Origin of the sequence: Niallia sp. (assembly GCF_031978665.1) — a bacterium.
Lineage (GTDB): Bacteria > Bacillota > Bacilli > Bacillales > Cytobacillaceae > Niallia.
The window spans coordinates 24,902-50,216 of record NZ_DALZDK010000006.1 but is presented as its reverse complement, the minus strand read 5'-3'; the positions used below and the strand labels follow the sequence as shown (position 1 = coordinate 50,216).

34 protein-coding genes are annotated in these 25,315 nt (G+C 34.6%); 2 read left to right on the top strand and 32 right to left on the bottom strand.

Annotation, left to right across the window (positions count from 1 at the left end; all coding sequences use genetic code 11):
* The first annotated feature begins 166 nt into the window (after window positions 1-166).
* Window positions 167-757 (top strand): hypothetical protein, encoded by a 591-nt coding sequence (locus tag RTL21_RS04750; RefSeq protein WP_312093836.1) that lies wholly within the window; start codon window positions 167-169, stop codon window positions 755-757.
* Window positions 758-1,128: 371 nt separating this feature from the next.
* Here RTL21_RS04750 and RTL21_RS04745 read toward each other — a convergent pair whose 3' ends face one another.
* The 7 genes from RTL21_RS04745 to RTL21_RS04715 all read right to left on the bottom strand — a co-directional run bounded on the left by RTL21_RS04745 (window position 1,129) and on the right by RTL21_RS04715 (window position 4,138).
* Window positions 1,129-1,404, bottom strand: coding sequence for a hypothetical protein (locus tag RTL21_RS04745; RefSeq protein ID WP_312093834.1), 276 nt, complete (start codon window positions 1,402-1,404; stop codon window positions 1,129-1,131).
* Window positions 1,405-1,417: 13 nt separating this feature from the next.
* Complete coding sequence (locus RTL21_RS04740; RefSeq protein ID WP_312093832.1) at window positions 1,418-1,654, bottom strand: hypothetical protein; 237 nt, start codon at window positions 1,652-1,654, stop codon at window positions 1,418-1,420.
* Between the two features lies 1 nt (window position 1,655).
* Entirely contained in the window at window positions 1,656-1,865 is a 210-nt protein-coding gene (locus RTL21_RS04735) for a hypothetical protein (protein WP_312093830.1), read from the bottom strand.
* Window positions 1,862-2,437 (bottom strand): replication-relaxation family protein, encoded by a 576-nt coding sequence (locus RTL21_RS04730; protein WP_312093828.1) that lies wholly within the window; start codon window positions 2,435-2,437, stop codon window positions 1,862-1,864. The genes RTL21_RS04735 and RTL21_RS04730 overlap by 4 nt, the downstream gene beginning before the upstream one ends.
* On the bottom strand, window positions 2,430-3,650 hold the full coding sequence (locus RTL21_RS04725; protein WP_312093826.1) for an FtsK/SpoIIIE domain-containing protein: 1,221 nt from the start codon (window positions 3,648-3,650) through the stop codon (window positions 2,430-2,432). Before RTL21_RS04725 ends, RTL21_RS04730 begins: the two co-directional genes overlap by 8 nt.
* Before the next feature lie 84 nt (window positions 3,651-3,734).
* Window positions 3,735-3,995: a hypothetical protein gene (locus RTL21_RS04720; protein WP_312093824.1), complete on the bottom strand. Its 261-nt coding sequence runs from the start codon at window positions 3,993-3,995 to the stop codon at window positions 3,735-3,737.
* Window positions 3,995-4,138 carry a hypothetical protein gene (locus RTL21_RS04715; RefSeq protein WP_312093822.1) on the bottom strand — a complete coding sequence of 48 codons (144 nt, stop codon included), beginning with the start codon at window positions 4,136-4,138 and terminating at the stop codon, window positions 3,995-3,997. The genes RTL21_RS04720 and RTL21_RS04715 overlap by 1 nt, the downstream gene beginning before the upstream one ends.
* A 57-nt stretch (window positions 4,139-4,195) precedes the next feature.
* On the opposite strand from RTL21_RS04715, the gene RTL21_RS04710 reads away from it, so the two are divergent.
* Window positions 4,196-4,504, top strand: a complete 309-nt coding sequence (locus RTL21_RS04710) for a helix-turn-helix transcriptional regulator (protein WP_312093820.1) — start codon at window positions 4,196-4,198, stop codon at window positions 4,502-4,504.
* 25 nt (window positions 4,505-4,529) lie between these two features.
* Here the strand turns inward: RTL21_RS04710 and RTL21_RS04705 are convergent, their stop codons facing one another.
* From RTL21_RS04705 to RTL21_RS04585, 25 genes are all read right to left on the bottom strand, one after another.
* Complete coding sequence (locus RTL21_RS04705; protein ID WP_312093819.1) at window positions 4,530-5,252, bottom strand: toxin regulator; 723 nt, start codon at window positions 5,250-5,252, stop codon at window positions 4,530-4,532.
* Between the two features lie 137 nt (window positions 5,253-5,389).
* Window positions 5,390-5,647, bottom strand: a complete 258-nt coding sequence (locus RTL21_RS04700) for a hypothetical protein (protein ID WP_312093817.1) — start codon at window positions 5,645-5,647, stop codon at window positions 5,390-5,392.
* A gap of 331 nt (window positions 5,648-5,978) precedes the next feature.
* Complete coding sequence (locus RTL21_RS04695; protein WP_312093815.1) at window positions 5,979-6,884, bottom strand: peptidoglycan-binding protein; 906 nt, start codon at window positions 6,882-6,884, stop codon at window positions 5,979-5,981.
* Window positions 6,885-7,016: 132 nt separating this feature from the next.
* Window positions 7,017-7,247: a phage holin gene (locus tag RTL21_RS04690; RefSeq protein WP_312093813.1), complete on the bottom strand. Its 231-nt coding sequence runs from the start codon at window positions 7,245-7,247 to the stop codon at window positions 7,017-7,019.
* A gap of 5 nt (window positions 7,248-7,252) precedes the next feature.
* The gene (locus tag RTL21_RS04685; protein WP_312093811.1) at window positions 7,253-7,609 is read right to left on the bottom strand and encodes a hypothetical protein; all 357 of its coding nucleotides are present in this window, start codon (window positions 7,607-7,609) and stop codon (window positions 7,253-7,255) included.
* Window positions 7,610-7,701: 92 nt separating this feature from the next.
* A complete protein-coding gene (locus tag RTL21_RS04680) occupies window positions 7,702-8,547 on the bottom strand; it encodes a DUF4393 domain-containing protein (protein WP_312093809.1) in 846 nt (281 codons plus the stop codon).
* A 279-nt stretch (window positions 8,548-8,826) separates the two neighbouring features.
* Window positions 8,827-8,961 (bottom strand): hypothetical protein, encoded by a 135-nt coding sequence (locus tag RTL21_RS04675; RefSeq protein ID WP_312093807.1) that lies wholly within the window; start codon window positions 8,959-8,961, stop codon window positions 8,827-8,829.
* A 33-nt stretch (window positions 8,962-8,994) separates the two neighbouring features.
* On the bottom strand, window positions 8,995-9,315 hold the full coding sequence (locus RTL21_RS04670; RefSeq protein ID WP_312093805.1) for a hypothetical protein: 321 nt from the start codon (window positions 9,313-9,315) through the stop codon (window positions 8,995-8,997).
* A gap of 16 nt (window positions 9,316-9,331) precedes the next feature.
* Window positions 9,332-11,506: a hypothetical protein gene (locus RTL21_RS04665; protein WP_312093803.1), complete on the bottom strand. Its 2,175-nt coding sequence runs from the start codon at window positions 11,504-11,506 to the stop codon at window positions 9,332-9,334.
* On the bottom strand, window positions 11,499-13,019 hold the full coding sequence (locus RTL21_RS04660) for a phage tail protein (protein WP_312093801.1): 1,521 nt from the start codon (window positions 13,017-13,019) through the stop codon (window positions 11,499-11,501). Before RTL21_RS04660 ends, RTL21_RS04665 begins: the two co-directional genes overlap by 8 nt.
* Window positions 13,020-13,033: 14 nt before the next feature.
* Complete coding sequence (locus RTL21_RS04655) at window positions 13,034-13,849, bottom strand: phage tail family protein (RefSeq protein WP_312093799.1); 816 nt, start codon at window positions 13,847-13,849, stop codon at window positions 13,034-13,036.
* A 5-nt stretch (window positions 13,850-13,854) separates the two neighbouring features.
* Complete coding sequence (locus RTL21_RS04650; RefSeq protein WP_312093797.1) at window positions 13,855-16,680, bottom strand: hypothetical protein; 2,826 nt, start codon at window positions 16,678-16,680, stop codon at window positions 13,855-13,857.
* 237 nt (window positions 16,681-16,917) lie between these two features.
* Window positions 16,918-17,262 (bottom strand): hypothetical protein, encoded by a 345-nt coding sequence (locus RTL21_RS04645; RefSeq protein ID WP_312093795.1) that lies wholly within the window; start codon window positions 17,260-17,262, stop codon window positions 16,918-16,920.
* A 9-nt stretch (window positions 17,263-17,271) separates the two neighbouring features.
* Entirely contained in the window at window positions 17,272-17,850 is a 579-nt protein-coding gene (locus RTL21_RS04640; RefSeq protein WP_312093793.1) for a major tail protein, read from the bottom strand.
* Window positions 17,851-17,852: 2 nt separating this feature from the next.
* Window positions 17,853-18,167: a hypothetical protein gene (locus RTL21_RS04635; protein WP_312093791.1), complete on the bottom strand. Its 315-nt coding sequence runs from the start codon at window positions 18,165-18,167 to the stop codon at window positions 17,853-17,855.
* A complete protein-coding gene (locus tag RTL21_RS04630) occupies window positions 18,164-18,523 on the bottom strand; it encodes an HK97 gp10 family phage protein (RefSeq protein ID WP_312093789.1) in 360 nt (119 codons plus the stop codon). Before RTL21_RS04630 ends, RTL21_RS04635 begins: the two co-directional genes overlap by 4 nt.
* 5 nt (window positions 18,524-18,528) lie before the next feature.
* Window positions 18,529-18,879, bottom strand: a complete 351-nt coding sequence (locus RTL21_RS04625) for a phage head closure protein (protein WP_312093787.1) — start codon at window positions 18,877-18,879, stop codon at window positions 18,529-18,531.
* Window positions 18,866-19,171: a hypothetical protein gene (locus tag RTL21_RS04620; protein ID WP_312093785.1), complete on the bottom strand. Its 306-nt coding sequence runs from the start codon at window positions 19,169-19,171 to the stop codon at window positions 18,866-18,868. Before RTL21_RS04620 ends, RTL21_RS04625 begins: the two co-directional genes overlap by 14 nt.
* Window positions 19,172-19,177: 6 nt before the next feature.
* Complete coding sequence (locus RTL21_RS04615; RefSeq protein ID WP_312093783.1) at window positions 19,178-19,357, bottom strand: hypothetical protein; 180 nt, start codon at window positions 19,355-19,357, stop codon at window positions 19,178-19,180.
* A 16-nt stretch (window positions 19,358-19,373) separates the two neighbouring features.
* On the bottom strand, window positions 19,374-20,543 hold the full coding sequence (locus tag RTL21_RS04610; RefSeq protein ID WP_312093781.1) for a phage major capsid protein: 1,170 nt from the start codon (window positions 20,541-20,543) through the stop codon (window positions 19,374-19,376).
* Window positions 20,544-20,549: 6 nt separating this feature from the next.
* A complete protein-coding gene (locus RTL21_RS04605; protein WP_312093779.1) occupies window positions 20,550-21,347 on the bottom strand; it encodes a head maturation protease, ClpP-related in 798 nt (265 codons plus the stop codon).
* Entirely contained in the window at window positions 21,344-22,492 is a 1,149-nt protein-coding gene (locus RTL21_RS04600) for a phage portal protein (RefSeq protein WP_312093777.1), read from the bottom strand. Before RTL21_RS04600 ends, RTL21_RS04605 begins: the two co-directional genes overlap by 4 nt.
* Before the next feature lie 75 nt (window positions 22,493-22,567).
* Window positions 22,568-23,173: a hypothetical protein gene (locus RTL21_RS04595; RefSeq protein ID WP_312093775.1), complete on the bottom strand. Its 606-nt coding sequence runs from the start codon at window positions 23,171-23,173 to the stop codon at window positions 22,568-22,570.
* A 75-nt stretch (window positions 23,174-23,248) separates the two neighbouring features.
* On the bottom strand, window positions 23,249-24,892 hold the full coding sequence (locus tag RTL21_RS04590; protein ID WP_312094019.1) for a terminase TerL endonuclease subunit: 1,644 nt from the start codon (window positions 24,890-24,892) through the stop codon (window positions 23,249-23,251).
* Window positions 24,889-25,221, bottom strand: coding sequence for a P27 family phage terminase small subunit (locus RTL21_RS04585; RefSeq protein WP_312093773.1), 333 nt, complete (start codon window positions 25,219-25,221; stop codon window positions 24,889-24,891). Before RTL21_RS04585 ends, RTL21_RS04590 begins: the two co-directional genes overlap by 4 nt.
* Window positions 25,222-25,315: the final 94 nt, after the last annotated feature.

The following is a 25,315-nucleotide window of genomic DNA, read 5'->3' as shown; positions in this document are numbered from 1 at the left end:
GATTGTCCTATTGAATGATAACTAAACTAATTATTTTCCCAATACGCGATTATTTTTAAAAATAATCGCCTATTGGCGTATTCCATAAAGGAAATTCTCTTCCGCTAAATATATTTGTCATTAGACTACCTCTGTCTAAAATAGCTTTAAGTAGGAGGTGTTTCCATTGATTAAATTCTTAAAAAAACGATGGATGCTCTTTGATCAAGCTGTGAAGCCTTATAAACCGTATGTAACAGTTGATTATGGGATTATCTCTGTGTCCCCTGAAGATATTGTTGGATTAACATTACCAGTTAGCAAAGTTAAAAATGGAGAGAAACTCAAAGAGCTTCGTCATTCCGTAAAACGACTAGGATGGAAGGATGATTGTCCAGCTGATATACATTTACTCCGACTTCCTAATGGCAAATACACTGTAGCTTCAGACGAAAATCACCGCATATTGCTATCTAACCAAATGGATATTCCGAAAATTAAAGCGATGGTGTCCCTTTTAATTCCGGAAAGCTATATTCCCGAAAATATCAAAGCAAAAATTGTAGATTTTGATTATAAAGAACACACATACCGGCTAGAGGCTGAAAAGCTCCATGAATCCTTACAGAATCTTGGCACACAGCGTAAAAACACGAAGGAAGAATTTGCTTTTAAAAATTATCGAAAATTATCAGAGGATATGTATACTAAACGTCAGCATACACTGCTTGGATTGGCTAGATTTTTGAATTTATTACCAGATGAAGTAGCGGAGTGATCTGCTACTTTTTGTTTTGGAGGGTTCATGAAGATTTATTGAAATAACATCGGGGAGTTTCCGGGCATTCTATTGTAGTAAAATCATTGTCCTTTTTACTTTTATTTCCCTAAAAGAAAAAAGCCCCGGCACCTACAGCGCCAAGGCTTCCCCTTCTTAATACATTTCCATGTATTGATCTCTCTCCCATGGATGCACCTGAGTGCGGAACATAGTCTATACTAGAAAATAGACTAAAACAGTGGGATAAAAGGTTGATTTATAAGGATTGTGTTAAACCGGTTCTCAAAATTACTCAAACTTATTTATAGAAAATCGGGCATTTATCGGGGGGATTTCGGGCGGTTTTATATCAAGTATCGGGCTATATTTCATTCAATTTCATACTCATTCTTCTTCAACCAATTATTAATGTATTTTCTATAGTTCCAGATTTGTTTCTCTTCTAAAGAATGTTCTTTGATATCCCAAAACAATTCGTAAGAACGATATATAGTCATGCTGCCATCTACATATTTCATAATTGTTATAATTCCTTTATTTATTTCATCTACAAAGTTTAAATAATATTTCGTTCCATCCCAACTAGCTAATTTATCAAACATGTGGACGAAGGATTCTATATCCTTTTTTCTTTTGATAATCATACTTCTCTCTCCCTTACCATTTTTTCCAATCTTCAAGTTGACCTTTTGTATTCCCTTCTCTATCTATATTGAAGTACTCTCTACTTCCAAAATGTTTATAATAAGTTGAATCTTCATCGTGATACATATACATATATTGATCTACAGTATTACGAAAATCTTCAGTAGTAATATTTTGATTCATATATTCATCTTTTAGATGGTCAAATAATGGCTTAAATGCTTTTCTTTTATCGTCATGAAATTTCATATTACCACCCCATCTTTTTCTTAAATAACTGTTCTTTTAATATCCTTTTTGCGAAATCATCTTCCACCTGATTAGCAGCAGAATTAAGATAAATATAATCATCCTCTGAATTTGCTTGATTAATTAGATCACCAATTTCATATGCATTAGCTTCTTCATTCATATAATCAAAGCGTTGATATAAATATCTTCTTGTGTGTTTATCCATCATCTTAAGTCCTCCTTGGATATGATTATGTTTTCTAAACCTACATCACTGCACAGCTTTTCTAATAGGCCTTTACGGCTTTCGGTAGTTGTATAGAATACAAGAATAGGCTTATGTTTAAACTGTTCTTCAATGGCTGGTGAAAGTAGTTTATATTGGTTTATTTTCTTTTTGTTTTCTGACATGGATTGAGTACGATCTACTTCTAGGAAATGAAATATGTTGTGGAGGGTAAAGGTAGCGTCCGGTATGATGGATGATTCTTTGTAGGATAGTCCGTTTTTATATTTAAAAGTTATTTTCTGTTCTGCCTTCCAATCATGTGGACATTTAAAATATAAATACATGTCATTCCTTAATAAATGATGATCTACAGTTAAAGACCATTTAATTTCTGTTTCCGCTCCGATTATCTCCCTTCCTAAGTTGTTCAGATAGTACACATTACGTCCGTTATGCTTTCGAATAGTTAAATACTCTTTCATCTGATTAAGTACCTTAAGAGCGTTTCTAAGGCTTCCTAATTTGTGGAGGACTCTTATATGCTCACTAGTAGCAAACTTTAATTCATTCAAACTTAACAAGATCTTCTCTTGTCTCATTTTCTTCCGTTCGATACTCGACAACGTCATCTGGTTTCACCTCTAATACTTTTGGTTCTTGGTATTTTTCTAATCGTTCCCACATCTCTTCGTGGCTTATAAATGGCGCTTGTAATTCCCTTAATTCGTGCGTTTTGAATATAGCCCTACCTTTGATATTACTCGGTAATTCTTCTGCTCCTTCGTCATCTATAGCAACCTTAGAAGCATATCCTGATGGAAGCCTAAATGATATCTTGGCATCTGCATTCTGTTTTATTTGTCTTGGTAATGTATCAGCTGTAGGATATTGAGTTGCGTAAATTAATCTATAACCCAGTGCGCCTGCTACACGTGCTAATTCACTCAGTACTCCCTGGCAATAGGACAATAATATTTTTTCTTCTTTACTATGAAACTTCTCTGGTGCTAATTGGGCAGCTTCGTCCACAATGACATACCTTCTTCTTTTTATTTTTGTATCAACAATGTTCGCATAGTTATTTTGCTTAAAGTATTTAAAATCCTCTGCAAACATACTTTGTAGCTTTTGTAATAACTCTGCCGCTTCGTAAATATCACTAGCCACTTCCTTTACTTGCTGAAGTACTCCATATCGACTAAATTCTAATCCACCTTTTAAATCAATGACATAAAATTCAACGTTATTTTGATGATGTTCAATTAGATACGTCATCATCATACGAAGAAATACTGTTTTACCAAATCGAGTTGTTCCTGCTGCAGTCATGTGTGGTGTATGGTCAAAATTGTGCCATATGATACCTCTAAGACTTTTACCTAGCGGAACACTCCAATCATATTTAGAAGGCAATTCTGCATAAGGAAATAACTCTGGTAACTCTTCATCAAATACATGGACCTTAAGAAATTTCTTATACTCGACTTCCACAGGCTTATTTAAGCCATCTGAAAATATATTTATTTCACTTTCGACTTTAGTCATTTTTGACGCTGGAAGTCCTAAGGGAACACTGTACAAGTATGTGGTCCCGATTGATTCTTCTCCATCCACAATTGACTGCTTACCCTTGTACTTTGGAATTTTTAATTCCCCTTCTTTACCCCTGATTCCATACCCAATGTTCTTCATGATTCGCTCAATTTTCTTATGGTCAGCTTCTGCAGCCCTCGGTAGCATGGCGACAGCAAGGATGGCGAGGGGAAATGTGAGTAATTCGAGCATTTCGTTTCACTCCTACGGAACTAATTTGTTCAAGTAAAAACATATGAAAATACTAATGTCCAAATGGATAACGCAATAGACACATCAGAACCCGATTACTAGACTACCGAATAAGGGATTCTTAAAGATGGCCCATAATCCAGCTAATACGCCACCTGATACTACTACTAAACGAACGAGAGATTCATTGATTTCTACTCCGCACTTTTCTAGCACTACTAAAGCGAGTAATACGCCACCAGTGGACACGAAAAATGTAAGTCCACCATCTAACCAACTGTGGACAGGCATAGTAGGGTAGATGTTGCCAGCGATAAACGATTTAAAGGGGATCACTTCATACATTAGATAATCCCCTCCTTTTTCAATAATCGTTCAAATAATATACCGCTGATTTTTAACGCTGTTTCTTCATCTCCCCTTAGGACTGCTTCTCTATAGGCAATTTCTAACTCTTTACTTTGAACAATTTCATACAAACTCTTCATGATGGAACACTCCTTTATCTGGTTGATAGTCTATTGATATGCACTAGAAAATTAATATTGCCTGTCTATCCAAAAAATATTGTGCAATTTATCAAAATTAAATCAAGAAAGGGAAATCATCATAAAAGTGGAATATTAATAGTGGGTGATGTTATGGAAATTAAAAGTAATATTGGAAAAGCGATTGATGAATCTCCTTATAAAAGAGAGTACATAAGAAAAGTTTTTAATAAATCCAGAAACACAATATCTAATTGGTGTACTGGTAAAAGTTATCCCTCTGTTCCAGAACTCTTTATGTTAGCAAATTTATTAGATAAAAAAATTGAAGATCTTTATGAAGTCAAAAACAAAAAAACTCCCTAATATTTTAGGGAGTTGGTAACTTATATTATTCAATTTTCTCCGCCATAACAGCTGGAAGTGTAATCTCCCAACCTGCTTGAGATGTATAGCTATATGCCCCGTATACTTCACCATAGATAGTAACCACATCATCTTCTACAAAGTCTGTGTATCCATCATATTCTACAAAAATCAAGTCATTAATATCCCAACCATACGAGTCCTTTGTAACAGCTAAACGGATCTGTGTTAGGTTGTCACCTTCCATAATTTGAACAATTTGACCCTCATATTTTACATATTCTCCAGCGTGTCTATCTGGATTTTTCTTTAGTTGATCATATTCAATAGGTTTTGCATTTGCTCTTTTCTCTTCAGCTTCTTTTTTAGCCTTAGCCTCTGCCTCTGCTTTTTCTTTAGCTTCTTGTTCAGCTTTCGCTTTCGCTTCTGCTTCTGCTTTCGCTTTTTCCTCAGCTGCTTTCTTAGCTGCCTCTTCTTCTTTTTTCTTCTCTTCGGCTTCTCGTGCTGCTTTTTCTTCTGGAGTTTCTTCAGTCACTTTACTATTAGCTGTTTCAGCTTTTTCTGTAGTATCTCCGCTTGACCCAATAATAAATGAACCAATAATCGCAATTACAAACGAAACTAAACTGTATTTAAATCTATTTTTAGCTGTACCATTTTTCTTAACAAGAGAAATTAGTCCTCTTACTAAATAAACTATAAAACCAATAAAACCTATAAAAAATAATATCCCACCAAGGACTTCCATTAATTGTTTCCCCCTAATTATGATCTTTCTATCTGTATTTATTTCGAAACTATGATAAATCAATTAGTAAATTCAGTCTATAGATTCGACAAAACTTGTCAATTTACTACAAAAAAAACATTCTCAAACGAGTTGGGCTATTTATTTGAGTATTTATTATAAAGCTCTAATGATTTAGGTGGTAACCATTCTCTTTTCATCGGATCCTTATAATATTCTAGAAACTTATTTAAGGATTCTTGGTCTTTAGCGAGATGACTAAAATAATGTTTTTCACAATAATATGTTGCATACTCATCGTCATTTTTACCCCATGGCATAAATTTCAATAGTTCTCCACGATATTCACACCCTAATGCTTGGCATTTTAAATATTTGATATCTGACTGTTTCATATTATCGTTTGTCCTTTTTGACTTGGATTATAACATATCTGGTGGAAAATTATCTAAGAAGGTATCGATTAGGAGTTTAAGGTCTGAGGTAGTTTCTGCGGAATCGTACAGTTCTTGGAGTTCAATCAATAGTTCATAATCTTTCATTGCTTCCCTCCTTTCTTGTATAGGAGGTTTCTTTATTTTGGGTAGATATTCCTGTTAGTTCACGAAATGTCCATAAAAAAATACCCCACTCAATTAAGAGCAGGGCTGTGTGAGATAAATCATGATGTACAACTATTGTATATCCATCCACATTATTTTATGCAAACATTTTCAAACTGTAGACTTAAAACATCTTATTCCAAGTGTTTTTACCAACAATGCCATCTACGTCTAATCCATGTCGTTTTTGATATGCTTGTACAGCTTTTTTAGTAGCATTACCAAAGATTCCATCAGCTGTAACCCCTACTGCACGTTGAATACGCTCAACATCTTTACCTTTACTTCCGACTTTGATTAAATGACCTGGATAAAGCACTATAGCTTCACTATTCGCTTTATTCGATGTGGACGGCTTCTTATATTCGTCTAACTTTTTAGCAGTGACTGGACCGTACACACCATCCACAGTGATTTTTACAGCTTTCTGAAATGATTTGATTGCATTTACTGTCTCGTCTCCGTAATCGCCATCTGCCCCGAATTTAGGTAGTTTAAAGCCTTTATCGATTAGTTTTTGTTGCAACTTTTTAACAGCAGTACCTTTATCGCCTTTTTCTAACACGGAAGGAGTAGTAATTATCTCCGCATCTACTTTTGTATCTGGAGTCACTGTAATCTCGCCAGTATACTCTAAATGAGGATTGTCTTTGAAGCTAGTCCAATCTCCTCCCCATGCGAATCCTTTGCTTTTAGCGATAGCAGCAACTCGTTTCCAATCAGCATTAACAGTCCAATATGCTGCTGTACCTTCTTTGTTTGTTAAGCAATAATCTACTGCGATGCCTTTATTGTGATTAGATTGTCCACCTTTAGCATTTGTAACGATTTTCTCTCCTGGGATACCTCGACGACCAATTTTATATAACTCATCTTGTTCTGCATATGAACGATATCCGTCTGTAATCAATACGTAAATTCCTTCATCGTACGCTTCTTCAATGATCTCCAATACTTTTGTTACCACAATTGCTTTCATTCCAGAACCCATACGTTTAATAGCTTTGTCTTGTAATGTTTTTAAACTCATTTCATTCCACTCTCCTTAATATTTTTCATCTAATAAGATGTTTAGGTCAACTTGATCTACTTTGCTAAAAAACCATTTGATTTTCTTAAACACTCTTATCACCTCATAAAAAAAGGCAGCCGTTCGGCTACCCTATTTCGCATTTGTTAGATTATTTTCTTTAAGTACTTCTTTTTGTTTCAAACCCTTTTTACTTAAATAGTTATTTTTCCAGCCTGCATACAAGATATAAATACCAGAAGCAACAGCGATAATGTCATTTACTAAGTCCTCTGAAATAGTTTGATATCCCAACATGTTTAACACTGAATTGATAACGGCTAAAATTAATAATGCAAATCTAGTAACGCTTGCTTTATCCACACTAACTACCCCTTCCAATATTGTAGAATTAAATCGACCACTGCATAAAGAAAGCCCCCACCACCAACTATGGCAAGAGCTAATTCCCATTTCTTATTACTATTTGTTTGTTTAATTCCTAAAGTATGAGCTATTAATTGATCCATTAATTCCTTTTGCTCTTTCCTTTGTTCAGCTAATAATTTCTTTTGCTCTCTTCCTTCATCAAGCAATGTACGTTCAATTCTAAGTTGTCCAGTTTCCACAGAAACCAGTTGGCTTTTTAAGTCTGAATAGCTCTGTTCCAATTTTAATATCCTCTGTTCATGATCTTGGACGATTGTTTCCATATCTTTATTTGATACCTCCACACTTGCTGTCATTTTCCCATCCCCCTTTTATCTCTATATTCACGGACTCACCTCCTTGAAGGTAATAAAAAAGAGCCCTTCAATAGGACTCTTTTTTCACTAAATTAATTTTCAAATTGGATTCCTTTAAAGAATTCATTTCCATAATCAGTAACTTTAAAATGTCCCCAAATACTATTTAGCTCAGAAGCATTTCCAAGGTCACCTTTTTTATGTTCATCTTCCAGCATTTTTTGCATTATCTGCTCTGCACCTTCTTTAATTTCTTTTATCGATTCTTCAAATTTTATATATCTTTCCTCGTCGAATCTATAGTACAGATCTCTTGCTTCAATAATACCCATACTAATTAAATTGTTTATATAAAAATTATTGTTGTCCGGAAAACTTAGTTCAATCAATCTATTAATATCATTGATATTATCAGTTAAAGGTATCATTGCTCCATTACTTCTTCTTACTTTTTGATATCTGACATAAATAGGGAATATATTTTCAACACTATTAACCATTAAGAATTGTATAATTTTAGCTTCATCAGCACTCAAATTCTTTAAAACGTTTAAAAAACTTGGATGCGCATACCGTGAGTTCTCTACGGAGGAAGCATTAACTAATAAATTTATATACATTTCTGTTAGTTCTTCGTTTGTTATTCTCGTTAATTCTTCTAATATTGGGACACCTATTTCTGGTGGCACTGATCCGATTTCAGAAGAATCTATACTGTCCAATTTACTTTGATAGTTATTCAGATTTTTTTTGATTTTTAAATCTGCCTTTTTACTAACCATTCCTAAATATTTGAAGGGTAGGATTGTAAAGTCAATTGTTGCTTCTAGAGCTATCCCTACTTTTCTTAATGCTGGTTGTGCAAGGTCAGGGTATATCTCTTTAAAAACTTCTACACTATTGTCACTTAGCTTTCCAAGTCCGAAAAAATCATCCATTATTATATCTCCTTTTAAAATTGTTAAATATATACATATAATAACAGATGATTCAATAAATAAATTTTATTTTTGCAAATTCGAAGAATAATCTTTTAGCTTCATCAATTTATTTAAAATAAATTCGATTATTATTCTGATAAATTTATTGATTGATATTAACATAGCTAAGGATTTAATCATAAATCGATAAAATGATTTTCGTAAACTTGTCTTCATTTTTTTATAATCCTTTCTTTTTATTTATCGCACAATAGTATCCTTATTCTTCTTAGATATTCATAATTGTTTTAAAAACTCTTCAAATAATTCTTGAACTTTTTCTTCTGCATCTATGCCTGTTTCCTTTTCCCATTTTTTCAACTTTTCCCATTTTTCTTCTGTCATTTGTAATTCTGTATACATTACTTTCAAACTGTTCGCCCTCCTATAGTTTCCTCTTACCTTTTATTGAGAAGCCTCTAAAATACTTTCTTGTTCTTTTCTAATTAAATCAATTACGTACCAAATATCTGATTCTCTGTATTCATTTTGTAGCTTACCAACAGCAAAGTCTGGGGATTCACTCATTAATAGATCGTACTTCTCTCCAGTTATTGCATAGGATTGAGTGCCAATCACTTTATCATTACTATCTCTATAATACACATCAATAGAAACGGATTTTTGATCTTTGTATTCACAAATACTATTTAATTCTTCTTTAACAGCAAGCTTATTTTCCATAACTGTTTTTGGTATTTGGAAAGTAATGTTAGCAGTTCTCATCTTTATTCCTCCCTGTTTATAGTACATATGTGTAATCTGTTGTTTTCATAAATTCGATAATAAATTTAGCTTTGGAGGTATTGGAAGATGTCTTGATTTGAACCCTATATGTTCTATCTCCATTCGCTATAAACTGCAATTGATAACCTAATGCAAAATTAAATATTTCTGTTGCTGTAATATTATCTTTATCTGGTAACACTATTTGATAACTAGCATTGATGTATTTATTAACTGCTGTGATATTTGCGTTTTTAATATTCAACATACACCCAGCTACATCATATCTTGCTTTCAACGTGAATAAGGTTGTCCAAGTATCCACCACAGAATCTAAAGAAACTAAATAAGTTTGTTTAGAGCTATTAAAATCTCCGTCAATTAGCGTAATGGGATTTTCCACTGTGTCACTAACGTTATTGTTTGATGCATTACCCTTCCAGATTAAACGTTCAATAACCACGCTTGATGGTTTTCTTAGTAATATAGTTGAAGTAGACTTTGTGTTAGCTATCTTATTACCCCTTAATTCCACATTACCGCTGTTTTGTAAAACAGAAAAAGGATAAGTTGTGATAGCTGCTAATATAACTAATTTAATGTAGTTATCTTTTATAACTGCTTGTCTAGCATAGTCCACAGTAATTGCTTCCGAGTTATTGCCGGCATGAGAAGTAATAGCACCAAATCCATTTTCTAAGTGGATTTTATTGTCTTTGATGTTTAAATCTTGATAGTACGTATCGCTGGTGTTGTTTACTTGTGAAGTATATATAGCAGATACACACATATCTGCTAACGCCTTATCCACAGGGACAGTAATGGTGTTGTTATAAATATCAGCACCGTACCTATTAGTCGCTAATATACCCACAGAGTCAAATATATCCTTTTGCTTGTAAGGATCTTTTAAGGCATCATCTCCAAAGACAATCCTGTTATTATAAATCTTTGTTAAAAAGGTATGGTACCCTACTGATGCCGATTCTCCTATTCGGTCTGCAATTCCAATTTTACAATTAGAAACATCGTTATCATAAATATCCACATTTTTAGAGTTTGCTTTAGAATCTATACCGTAAAAATATCCATGTACAAAATTATTGTGTACACGTATGTTATTAGGTGCTTGGTCTATAGTAATACCTTGACAAGTCATATCCTCCACAACCCCATGGTTACTACCATAAGCATACAAATGATTGCCAAATACATCCACATCATCAGTACCAGCACCGAAAATACTTAAGTCGCCATCACGTAGACCACCAAATATAAGATTATGACCTACTTTTCCGATAGATGAGGCATAACATAGAATACTACTTAACCCTCTACTTCTTTTGCTTACCTTTGTTAAGGTGTGGTCAAATCGAGTACGATAAACTTCATAAATCGTACAATATTGAATTTGAGTGTTATAAAGCATATCCATTGTTTCTAACCCATCTACTTTAATATGTCTACAGTTATAGAAATAAACAGCAGAACCGCAATAGATAGAAACATCAGCAGAAGGAGTGCTATGAATAATTGCTTCAAAGTAACCGCCTTTTACTTCAACATGGGAACAATTCTCGAAATGGAATATGTTTGGGAACTCTGGAATGTAGTCTGTTTTTATAGTTAAGCCGGACAAGTCTAGAAGCAAATGGTGATAATCATGGATTGGGATTAAATAAGGACGACCAAAACTGTCTTTTGTTGGGTTGTTTAAATCTAACGTTGCTAGGTAGGTAACATTCCCACCAATTATTTTGACATTTTCCAAGTTAAGAAGTTTAATTGCAGTTATCATATTTTGGAATGCTTTCGTGTCATTCGTTACTCCATCCATTTTTGCCCCAAACCATTTCGGATTGACCCCACGCTCGGTAAACTCATTTTTCATTTTTGAGATGATGTTGTTTTCATGATTTCTAAACAGTGATAAGTCTCCAATGTTAGCAGCGACTTTAGCACTATCTGAAATGATACGATCTCTAGCTGTAGGATGCTCCACTCCTTCTTCATCCACACGAAGGTCTACTAATTCACTAGGTTGTGGAGTATTTCGTATAAGATTATCCGTTCTTGCTTTTTGCTCTTTTAAATCTAAACCAACTAAATCCGCAAAATTGTTAATCCATTTAGCAAAATTAACACCAAACTTGGTGCTACTATCAAAAGGTTTATAAGGAAATTTAGACATTAGTTGTTCCTCCTTCCTGCTGTTGTATCCACTCTTCAATCGATTGGATTTTCTGCATTAAATTAGACAAGTTCGCGACTTGTCCTTCATCAATTAATATTTGATTTAGTTTCTTTTTATCTAAAGCTGACATTAACCCTTTTTCTGTTACTGTAGCTTCCGTTTTATCAGCTTTATTAATCTGTAATTGTTCTATTTCCTGTTCTATTTTAGTTAAATCCACAACCACATTTCCGGAAGAATCCACATTAATTCGTTCGACTTTTTGGAACGCACTACTGCTCATTAATCCATCTTGTATGGAGGAAGCTAATGGATATTCTGGTATTTCAATTTGTGTAGGATCATAACCTTCTGCAAAAACTGTATTTGGACCAACGGATACTTTATCTTGGGATAATCGACCATATGATTTACTCAAGTCGAAAGTAATATTATTTAAAGCTTGTTGTTTAATAGTTCCTGAACCATTGTCTATTACTTTTCCAACTGTTTTAGCTGTGGAAGAAAAATTAGCAATAATTACAGGTGATTTATTTTTTAAAACACCAAATGTAAAAACTGGTGATTTACCATTCGCATAATCCTCTACATCCACAATTCTTAACCGAATATTTAAGCCAAATGGCTCAATAATACACCATGCTGCATCGCCTTTTTTTACGTTCGAAAGGTCCATTTCAGCAAGCTGAATAGCATTGAATTTTAAAGAAACACTTATTTTATCAGTTAGATCATTCACCAGTCTTTCTAATAAATTTTCTTTATTAGTGTAGCGTTCATCCCTCACAGGTTCAGCAATCCTTATACCATAAATCTGTGCCAATGGGCTTGTGTATTCCGCCACAACAATATATTTATCATCACCAGTTAATTCTTCATGATTTTCTTTTAACTTACCATACCCTTTCATATAAGTGGCAAAATCATTCGTATTAATATCTTTCGTCGGACTGCTAATGTTATAACGATGTCTAAATTGCACATCTAAGTCCTCACCGATTCTTTTGGACACAAATATGTGTTTGTCACTATAATCATATTCCACAGCAAACAATTCTAATATTTGTTGAAATAGCGCCAATCCATTATCATCGCCGAAATTTTGAACCTCAACTTTAACTCCAATGAACGAAGCGTCCACAGTGAATGTATAGCCACTTCCCTTTAAAGCGAAATTCAAAAGGTATGTTATATCGAATGTTCCGGAAATGGTATCATATTGCCTGGTTCTCCATTTCAAATCATCAAAAAAGATGTGGATAGCAGTTGTTTGAACTCCTACAAGCTTGTTATAAGTAATCTCTGAATGGTCCTTTATTACATATTCTTCATCTTCATACACAAAGATGTTTTCATTCACAATTAATGGATAAGCCGATTCATTCTGTTCAGTACGTATGGAAGTTACCTTAATCGTTTTCTCCCCAGATAACCCATTATTTCGAGTGACAGTATAATCATAAACTGGTTCCATTTCACCAGTAATCGACTTTATAGCTAGTGATTTCATATGTCATCCCCTCTCTAATAATAGTAAAATCGAAAATCAAACGATATTTCATAACTTCCATAAGCACCAGCAATCTCGAAGTCATTCCAACCAGGAGCAATAATAATGTGCTGTCTATTCGTATCAGAAAATATACTTACTCCATTTTTTAAGTGTCTTAATCGTTCTAATGTAATAACATCATTCTGATTGGTTGCTCCATTGTATTTAAAGGCTTGTCCTGTAGTTAAATTCCTAATGGTTAGTCCATTACTAGCACCTTTAAAGAATATACTCAAAGGTAATTCCGTTGGATCTACTGGAGCATTACCAGCGTTATAGATTCTAAATTTGCTAGTACTCCAAATATAAGTTAATTCAGCATCAGCTGGTAAGTTCATACCAATCTGCCATAAATCCGAATCAAATGTGAAGTCATCTAATGTAGTTCCCACACTTTCTGAATAACTTATCGGGGAAATGAATTCTAAATCATATTTAGCCACCCTTGGAGTTGAATAGGGAGTATCAAAAGTATTATTTGTTAATACCCTCCAACGCTTACCAGGTTGCCTAGAATCAATTAAAAAGACCTCTTTGTTTGTGGCAAAAAGGTCGTGAATTTCATCTATTAACATTTGCATAAATATATGATTCTCTCCATCTAATAAAAATGAAGCTATTAAAGAACGTGGCCCGAAAGTTGTTCCTGTATGAATAGAACCATTTCTTCCTTCGATATCGGAAAACTCGTGTCTATGTTCCATTGACTGTTTCCTAAAACTCAGTAACTGTAGTCCTAAATTACGGTGATCTATAATGGTACCATCTTTTTCAATTAGCAAATACATTACGATCACCCTTTCATTGCATTGATAAAATTAATTTCATTTGCTTGTCTAGTATTGATGAAGTCCATTAATGCATTACTATCAATTGTTAAATTCTTTGAAGCTATTTTTCTTAATAAAGATATTACTTCTGAATCGTCGTAGGGATTAGACAGTTGGCTACTTGAATTACTTTTAGGAATTGTAGGTATTGCTGCATCTTGCATAGCTTGAGAAGCTTTCGAAATCTTAGCCTGAGATTGTATTAAACCTTCTTCTAATCCAGCGCCAATGTTCTTACCTATATCATCCCTCATAAGCCTTGATGGACTGTGGATGTCAAAGAAGTCTTTAAATCCATCCGCTATGCCACTTCCTATTTCTTTCACTTTATCCCACACAGCGCCAGCCATAGAGCCTATACCATTGATTAATCCTCTGATAATGTCTTTACCGGTGCCGTATAAATCAATGCCATCTAAATACTTTTGAATGTTTTCCCAAATGTTCTTCAAGATTTGAAGGATTGTATCCCATGCGCCTTCCCAGTCACCTTGTAGCAATTTAAGCACCGTTTGGATAATCCCTAAAACTATATCAATTCCTGTTCTAACAAATAACTTTATAGTTTCCCAAACATTTCGAGTAGCAATTTTAATTACTTCCCAGGCTCCTTTAAACACAGTGGTAATAACAATCATAATTATTTCAATAATCCCTTTAATATAGTTCATATACATCTCAACAAGAATCATGATTGCCTGTCCGTTTTCATCCCAGAAGGCTTTTATTTTTCCTAGGCACTCTTGAAAAAAGGCTGTTACATTGGTCATGATTGTATTAACTAATTCTTTGATGTAATTTAGGACATTAAAAAAGACCTCCTGAATACTCGTCCAAATTTCTTGAACCTTATTCCGAAAGTCTTCATTATTTTTATATAAGTTTATGAATATCGCTATTAGTGCCCCTATAATTGCAATTACGCCAATTACAATACCTACTACCGCCAAAAACGGTGACAATAACGCTCCGATAGTTACGCCTGCAGCAGATGCGGTTGTTGCTAGTGCAGTGAAAATAGGAGCAAGCGCAAGGACTAGTCCAGCTAAAATCCCTAATACAACAGATATAGCTGTAATTGTTGCCGCTAATTTAGGGTTTTCGGAAATCCATTCAGCCAATTTAGCCACAACATCAGCGATAAAATTAAGCAACGGCTGCATAGCGATAAACATATCATTGATTGCTGTACGAATAGCGATTAATGGATCTGCAGAAGCTTGAGAAACTGTATCGTTCAATCCTTTTTGCATTTCTTCTAAAGACTGAACTTCACCTTTTGCATTAAGAATTGTATCGGTTATTTTTTCTCCATTCTCTTCATAAAGAGTACCAAATAATTTTACACCGACTTGGTTTTTCTTAGTGCCATCATCAATTTCATCTAATGCAAGTGCTGCTTCTAACATGGCTAACTTTCCTTCTTTACCGCCATTAGAAATTGCTTTTCCCCATTTTTTTAATTGTCCAGCAGAAATATCAGTACCTTTGATTACTTCTTTTGTTGCATCATCAATTCCTTGGCCCATTTCAGCTAGACCGATTCGACCTTCTTTTAATCCATCCAAAAGTACGTCGATATTCCAAGTTCCGGTATCAACGCCTGCAGCCATTATTCCTCTGACTTCTTCTGCGTTGTAGCCAGCTCTACGCAATTGCGCTCCGTATTCTGCAATAATATCCAATTGATCAGGAGGAAATCCTGCTTTTAATAGAGAATCAACAAGTGAAACTGCTTCTCCTTGAGATATTTTTAACTCTTTACCTATTTCATAACTTTCTTGAATAAGTTCGCTATAATCAACATCTTGGAAAGCAAAAGCAATTGCTGCAGCACCTTCTGCAATTGAAGCATTTACTTCGTCAGATGCATCTTTATTCAAGAGCCATAATTTATTTGTTCCGGATAGCGCCGATTCTTGGTCATTAATTAACGCAGTAACATCATTTACAGTCCTCTTTACATTTTGAAGGGAATCTTCTGGTAAATCCAAAGCAATATTGATTCTAGTGTCTACATTAGCATTTTCTAAGGATTTCTCAATAGTTCCAGTTATCCCACCGCCAGCAACTAAAGCACCAGCTACGTTTTCAATTCCGTAATCAAGTTCCTCTAATGCATTGGTTGTATCATCGGCTTGTTGTTCGATCTGTTGTAACTCTCTACGAATCTGTTGCAATGAATTTCCGTCATCCACAGACCTTAGAGTAGTTGTTAATCTGTCTACATCAACATCTGCTCCGAGCGCTTCTCTGCCAATACGTTGAATTGCTCTTTCTAAGTCTCTGCTAGTCGCTGTTCCGTTTTGAATAGACCTAACCAACTTATGCCCTATTGCATCTGCATAATCCTCTATAGACGTTTCTGTAGCGTTCATTAAAGTTGCTAAATCTTTTTGACTTTGACCGACTTTATCCTGCTCTACTTGCATATCTTGAAGGGAATTTTCAAAACGTTGAAGAGTTCTTTCTGTATCTTGTAATTCACGTTGAAACGCTCGATATTGTTCTTCTTTAATATCTCCACGTTCAAACTGTTGCTGGACTTGCGCTTCTGCTTCTTTTAATTGATCCAATTTATTACGTGTGGTTTCTACGGATTGGGAAAGTATTTGTTGTTTCTGCGCTAATAATTCTGTACTGTTAGGATTAAATTTAAGGAGCTTCTCTACATCTTTTAATTCATCAGCAAGATTTTTTGATTTCTTATTAACATCAGATAACGCACCTTCAAGTGATGTTGTATCCGCCCCTAATTCAATCGTTATCCCTTTGATTCTACTCGCCATATATTTATCTCACCTCACTTTAGAAACTGTCATAATCAGCCTGTGTGGCTTTTCTAGTGGCAACTTTCTTCTTTTTCTTTGGATTACTCATTTCAAGGTAAACATCTATATAATCAAGACACATTCCTATCGTCATATCTTCAAGATCAAGTCGTGTAAGTTTGCATTTATAACAAAGAGCCAGGTATGTTTCGGTATTTAATCCTTCACCGTCCTCGTTACCTGGCTCTTTATCATCTATTTTTTTTTTGATTGTATGTTAGCTAAAAGCATTTCTTGTACTTCGGAAATATAATCTAAAATGGGGAAGCTCTCGAATGATTCCAGCCATTTATCCGGCTCGGGAATCTTATGATTTGCTGTCTTTGCAAAAGTCCAAATGATATTATAAAAAACTTCAAAATCAAGTGCATCTAAAGTTTCATCATCCATTTCCTCGATGCTTTTTAACTTTCCTAGTTTGTGAAGTTTTAAGATTTCCGCGAAAAAATCTTTACGGAATTGCATTTTATATTTGATTGGTGTTGCTCCATTACTTTTCAACAATACTTCTTTATCATCTACGATAATTGTCTTTTCCATCTAATCACCTCAAACCGCTGGAGTGGCATCTTTCACGAATACTGCATCATACCATGAGTTATAGATAGTATCTGTTGTTTTATCGCTTGTTTTCGTTTTAACAATTGGTCTTCCATCCATTTGAATCGGACTAGCAACATAAGTTAATTCATTTGCGTTTGGTTCTACTGTATCTGTCTTTGTGGAAGAAGAAACTGTAGGTCTGTTGGCAGTACAATTGTACATAACATGACGTGTTGCTTTTTGGTCTCCGTCAAATTCAAAAAGTAATGCGAAAGGCTTTGGTTTTGCATCTGCATATTCAGCTAATACTCCATCTGTTTCATCTATTTCCTCACCTAGACAATCCACTGCGAATGATTCAGGGATATTTGCAATGCTTATTGTTCCTTCGTAACCTTGGTTATTCGGAGCGCTGTAATAAAGCATATCATCAGCGTAAAATTCAATCATATCTCCTCTTGGCTCATTAGACATTTCAACCGCTCCCGGAATAGGTTTAGGAGTCCCAAAAGTGACAACTCCTGCTTCGATTGTATAAGGGGCATAATGTACATTTTTCAAACCAAATACTACTTTGTTTTCCATTCTTATCTCAACTCCACTTCAAATGTATTTTTAAATAATTTCTCTTCGTTTATATAAACTTCATTTTGTTCAAATGTAATCCCATTAGCGATTAAGATATCTTTAACTTTCTTTTCAGCAGCTAAATCCTTTTTAGAAGTGTATAGTTCAATATCAATGTTCATACCTTCCACAAACACTGTATTATCTGCAAAGAAATTCTCTGAATCTATAAAAAGGTAGCAGATATAAGGAACACTAGGAGCGCTACTAAAATGCGAATAAGTCACAGGATATCCAGTTTGGTCTAATAATTGTTTCAATTCAACTAGTGTCATGATGATTGGATATCCCTTTCAACTCTTTCGATGTATTCATCCACAGTCTTTTCTTCCACAGGAGCAATGTGGACCTGCGGTGGAGTCCTTCCTCCATCTCTATTCGCATGTCCTTTTTCTAATAGGTGAGTTAATTGGTAATCTGTAGCATTGTGGACGATAACTCTATCCTTTTCTTTCTTTAATCGCCAACCTTTTTTATATGATCCTGTTTGCTTAGGACTTTTCTTTTTTAATTCCTTTACAGCTTCTTTTCCTAGCTCCTCTTGATTGACTTTCATTTTTTGTTTTACATCATTTGTATAAATATTTAATTGCCTCATAATTTCATTTTGCAATTGATTAATTCCAACCATGATTATCACTCCTTTTCCTTAGCGATAATGGTTAATGTTTCTCCGAGTTCATTATCATTGATTGGTGGCTGGACAATATCATAAATACGGCCATCATATTTAACCCTCATCTCATTTGTAATGTCAGGTGTATAGCGAACAATAAAACGTGAGGTATTTTCTGCTTGTGTTGCAGCAGCCGCAAAATATTCTCTTCCTTGCATGGTTTTAATATCAGCCCATAACTTCTTGAAATCCTGCCATTCTCCCTCGGTTTCTTGTCCTAATTCATCTACACCAGATACATAATGCTGAATAGTGATTCGATGTCTTAAATTACCGTTATTCACTCGATTACGATACTTAAATGGCTGCATCCGTATCATCCTCTAAATCTATTGATTCCAACGCTTTATCAATGGCCAAACTATTAATCTGAATTAAGAAATTGTGATTAAAGTATTCGAGCGCATCATTATAGACATACCGAGAACGTTCAAAGACTAATTCCTTGAACGTTTCATCAATATTAATGTCATAATTCCCACAAAGTCTTACTAAGTCCTTATTAGACGCAGAAAGGATGCGTTTTAGGTTTTCATCTTCCTCATCACCTAAACGCATCCTCTCTTTAAATTCATTTAATACTTGGTCTGTGATGTCATACATTCAACATCACTCCTTGTCTTCTTTTACTTCTTCTATAAATGCCTTTTTATGTTCTGGGTGTTCTTTTGATAATTCCACAATTCGTTTTTTAGTAGCTTTATAGCCATCCACAGGATAAGTATCGCCAATTCGATAAAGAATGTTTTTGTTTTCTTTATCCTTAAATGCATTAATAACCTTATACATTAATAATCATCCTTTCTTAGACTTCTGGAGTTGCTGTAGTGAAGCTAATATCAAGATCATAAACTAGAGCTGTTTTGTTATCCTTTGGCTTACCATTCGCAAATTGTTTCATAGTATATAGACGAGCATCTTCAATTGCTAATGTTTCATCAAACTTGTTGATTTTATAACCACCAGCAATAGCAGCAAGGTACGCATCTTTCACAAAGAATAATGCTTTATTGCTAGGAATTTCTTCTGATTCAACAACTTGAATATTGTATGGTAAAGCAGTAACCCATTGACCATTAGTTGTTTGAATTGTGTTTCTAGCTTGTACACTGATAGCATCAATTGGATTTACTACCATAACAACCTTATTAAGGACCTTACGAGCTTTTCCTTTCCCATCTGTTGTTAATTCTTTAATCACATCATGTAGTTCGCCAGCTACAACTTCACCAAATTGAGATGGAGCGAAAGTAAGAGTACCAGATGAAGTTTTTGTTGTTACCGCTCCTGTATCAGCATTAACATCTTTCATTAATCCAATAGGCTCGTTTTGTGCTGGACCACGACCATTTACAAGACCATATTCTAATCCTACAGAATATGATTCTACTAAAACAGTACGAACATAACGCTCTACATATTCAGGTCCTAATTCCAACATATCTTTTGGGATAACAGCGAAAGCAGTAAGTTTTAATTGTCCAATTTGTTCTTCACGGAATGCAGCAGAAATTTGTCCTTTAATTTCTCCGAACAATGCACCCCAAGCATAAGCTTTAGTTGCATCAGAATAAATGTACCGAGTGATAGCTCCAAGATCTTTTAAGCCGATAGCATCTAATAATGGATGTTCAGTTACTAAATCTTCAAACACACGCTCTTGAGTTGTGATAGGAAGAATAGTATCTTCTGCGAATCCACCACTTGCAATTACTTCGTTGAAGAATTTACGCTCAGTAGATGTTAAAACATTTTGTCCACGAGCAGCTAAAATCTGTGCATCTTGTACTTCATTACGTGCTTCATTTGTAATTTGTTCAGATAAATCAGTTTGAAGAGCAGTAAACATTTCGTTAAATGCTGTTTCTAATTGTTCAGGAGTTGAATTCTCCGCTTTCATTACGTTCATATATGCTTTCTTTTTCGCTTCGAAATTTTCCATAGTACCTTTTTTGTTAGTAAATTTGATTGTCATAGTTTGTTACCTCCATTTTTTAAGTAAATTAAAAGAACCTTTTCCTTTGTCCACAGTTGTATCTGCAGCAGTTGGAGAAGGTTCCTCTATTTGATTATTTGGTTTTAAAATCCCTTTTAACTCATTCATAATATTTCTTTTTTCTTCCTCACTCATAACTGAGTTAGTAGCCGCACCGCTTTCTTCTGAATCCGTTCCTTCGGCTGTATTGGCAAAACCAATCTCTACAGCACTTTTAGCACTAAACCAAGTTTCAGCATCTACTTTTGCACGAATATCTTCTCGACTAACATTAGCTTTGGTCATGTAAATATCAATGATTCCTTCTTCTAGTTCATCAAGAATATCAGCTTCTTTTCTCATTTCCGTTTTAGTTCCCCAAACAAGATTACTTGCTTCATGAATCATAAACATAGAACCTAAACCCATAATTAATACATCTGCCGCCAGAGCTAGAACAGATGCAGCAGAACATGCCCAACCATCTACATAAATGGTTACTTTCCCATTATGACGCTTTAAACGATTGTACATAGCGATTCCCATAAAGGCATCTCCACCTGGACTGTTAAGACGGATTGTAATATCGTTGTCTCCAGCTTCATTTAAGGCAGAGTCCATATCACTTGCAGAAAAGCTATCACTATACCACGATGTTCCTATAACACCGTAAATAGTAATTTCACTTGTCTTAGTTTCTTCATTGTGGACCACATTAAACTTTTGAGGAATTTCCTTCAACTGATTAACATAGGTTTGGTTCTTAAACATCTTAAAAAAATCTTCTTTGGTTAAGTTTCTCATTCTTCTTCCTCACCTCCTTCAGATGCAGATTCTCCATAGTTCTTAGTCATATGATATTTGCTATGCATAGGATCTCCTGTCACGTCATAACCTACTTCCACACGAATTTCATCACCGTTAAAAGTACCAGAAGCAATAAGTTTATCAATACTTGTTGCAAGGTCGAAAATAGTTTGATAAGAAACGCTTTTAATATCTATCTTCTTACCAGCTAAGTATTCATCCATTTCAAAGAACTTCACGTTTCCTTCATCAGCTATTTTCTTTAGCAATGGATTTACCGTTAATAATTTAAAATTCTTTGTATTTTTCTCTACATCTGCCATATCACCATGAAGCAAACTTAAAGGTATACCTATTGCCATGGCTACTTGATCTAAAAATCCATTGGTTACTTTGTTTATTTCGTCCACGCTAGGACCATTAGCAACCCCGTTATATACCTCGTTATATTTAAGTCCAGGTTGCTGCGGAACGATAGCTATATCTTTTTCGCCAAATGATTTGTAAATCTTATTAATAAACTCTTGTAATTTGTTTTGAGTTTTGTCATCTTTAGCTACTTGGACTTCCATATCAACTGTTCCACGAACTTGGTTTTTCCTTTTTTGTGAACTAAGCAACCTCCCAAATAAATCTCCATAATCAGCAAATAACCCCTCTATTAAAGGAGCTAGTTTTTCATTTCGATATTTAAGGTGCATGACTTCACTTTGTTTGTAGCTGCGCTTAAACTCATAATCTCTAACTACAACATTAGTGAAAGTATCTTCAAACACAGCATACTTATTGTGCGTAAAATCATCTGCAATAAGTAGATCACCATCATCCGCTTGAATGACTAATACCTCATTGTCATAAATCAATTTGTGGATGAACGTTTCCCAAAATGTGCTTGCGGTAAAGTTTTTGCTAGGTCTAACGTTTAATCGATAATACAATTCATCTTTAATAAATTCTTTCCCATGTTTAACCCTAAATTCTGATTGACTAATCGTTCTCCCGAGAAAAGATACACAAGTATCTATCGCAAGCTTTTTCATGTGGATTCTATCAGCAGTATCAGTAAACATATCTAGGTCAAACATAATGGACATTTCTTTATTTCTTCCTAAAATAACATCTAACCACCCAATTGTACTCACCCCCTTTTAATTTTCCTCAAACAAAAAGGGACCCAAATGGTCCCTAAATGAAAAATTTAGATATATAGTTGCATACTATTCTAATACATTGTTAAGCTTTTGTATCGCAGCTGCTAAATCGTTATCTTTAGCACTACTTTCTTGTACAAAAGTTTGCAATGAGCCATTAGGATTTTTCGCTAATGAAACAAAGTCGTTCAGTGCATCATATGCATCTAAAGCAACACCGTATTCACGTTCAAATTCATTTGGTGGGTTTTTCAACTCTTTTATTAAGCCATTTGCAATATCCATGTTTTCATCTAATGAATCAAGATCACCATTTGTCTGAAACAATGTAAATTGAGCTGCAAGTGCTGCATTAAAATCATAATATCGTTCTCCATCAATAGTAACAGGGCTTTCCCAAATAGCATCATGCCAAACACTCGAATATTGATTAGTAATATCTTCTGCTTGAGTACCCGCTGTTATAACCGCTATAGAGAAAGTCGATAGATTAACTGCATAAGAATTTAATAACTTTGCATATTCTTTTTTTGCTTCTTCTTTTTTGTGATTGTCGTAAATTAGCCATGAAACGACTAATCCAACCACTAATATAGCAACTCCTAAAATAATAAAAATTGTTTTCTTTTTTGAATTCTTTATCGGAACACTATCTTCTTGTTTAAGTTCCATGTTTTTCCCCCTAAAATATATAGTAAAAACTTCCTATACATCTTACACAAAACTCCTATTTTTTACAAGACTTGGTTAGAAATCTATTGCATCTAAAAAGAATTCAACTTCATCTTTCAAAAGATTATCAGCTTGCCATAAAGCATAAACAAACGCTATGAATCCATCCGTCTTTCTTCTGACTTCATCCTTTTTCAAGAAGTCTTTATTGCCATCATTCTTGACTTTCACAACGATATTGTTTGTATTCCATCTCATTAATGGATTATCACCAAAGATAATTCTTTTTTGTGCAAAGAGTGTCTCAATCCTTGGAGCAAGTTTTGCATACACAGCATGCGGATTTCTAATATACAAAACATGAAATCCAGCTTCTTCTAAAGCTTGTTTCACTATATCTAAACGGAAAGTATCTCCAATGATCGTATTAAGACCATATTTCTCTCGCATATCACAGAAATAATCAACCATGTATTTAATATCAATTACTGGTCCGTCTAGTAGTGTTAAAAGACCATCATTAGCCCATTCTTCAATAGGCGGTTTAAGATTGGCTTCCTTAACGAAATCACGTCTTGCAAATTGATGGCTGTCCCAAATGTAGTTATCACCTTGTTTAAAAAGGACGCCGCATGCCGTGAAATCCTTAATGAAGGAGAAATCAATCGCTCCAATACAAGTTTTCCCTTTTAAATCTTCATGAGGAATAGGTCTATTAGTTGCTAAAATGTCCTCCCAAGAAGCAACTTTAACGGTGTTATCTTCCTGTGGAAGGTTCATCCTCTTAGCCATAAATTCAGGACGGCCAGATGGATCATCTTCCAAATCGAGATATTCGTCCATAATCGTATCGAATAACTCTTCTGCATATGGGCTTCTAGGCTTGCTAAACATTGGATTAGCTTTTTCCCACATTTCGGGATTGTCGACTTCTTCTTTGCTATCCATTTTGCAGATGAAGACGAAACGGTTTTTGCGCTTACTACCACCTCTTAGAATCTCTAAGCATTGCTCTATGAACTTATCAAAAAATCCACCACGGACATGACCGTTAGTGGAAATATAAATACGTCTTCTATGCTTTACTTTACCTAGTCCAGAACTCAATGTATTTATCAGTTTGGTATCTTCATAGATGTGCCATTCGTCAAATATCAAACAACCAGGACGACCACCATCTTTTGTATCAGCGTTAGACGTTCTAAACTTAAATTCAGAAAGAGTAGACTTTCCTACAATCTTTGTTTTCGTCCACGAGAAGAAACGCTTCATCAACGATTTATTCTTTTCCTTGACGTTATAAACTTCTTTCACAGATGTTTCAGCTTGATCTTCACTGTTTGCCACTACATCAACGTTATACCCTTCAATGCCATGACCAGGACTAATAAAGTAATCGGATAGTCCAGAAATCAAACCGTTTTTACCATTACCACGAGCGATTACAATAACAATATCTTTATAAAATAATTTGTCTCGTGATTTAAATTTGAGGAAAATAAAAGCAATGATAAACTTCTGAAATGGTTCCAAAGGGAAATACCACTTTTCAATAAAGTTTATACATTGCTCTATTTGTTCTTCATCAAAATAAATGTCGTCTCGAATGAGGACTTCTGTTTCCAGCTGCTTGACTAAATCAATACGCTCTTGGTTGAAAATAACTCGCCCACTTTTCCAAGCGCCTATATAATCATCCACATACTTTTGATGTATCAGTATAGATCACTGACTTCTGGTTCGTCATTATCCTTTTTAGGTATTTCTACTACTTCCATCTTTTCAAATTTAATCGAATTTTCAAGAGAAATGAGTGTTTTCGTGAGCTTATTTAATTCATTTATTGCAGGGTTTGTTTTAATAAATTCTTGACTTGCGTTTACTGTTGTCGTCAATACACCAGCCTTGTTTATTTCAGTCTGCAATTTTCTAATCTGCCTAACAATGCCTATATACCGCTTTACTTTATCAACTTCTAATAAGTCATCTTGATTGATTCTATTTAACATTTGCTTCTCCAAATCTGCTACTTTTACAGCTCCACTCACAAAAACACCCCCCTTCTTTTTTCTACCCCCTAATATAACGGTCATTTTTCACAAAATTTTGGACGAAAGCCTCCCCTCTCCTCGGTGTCCCCTT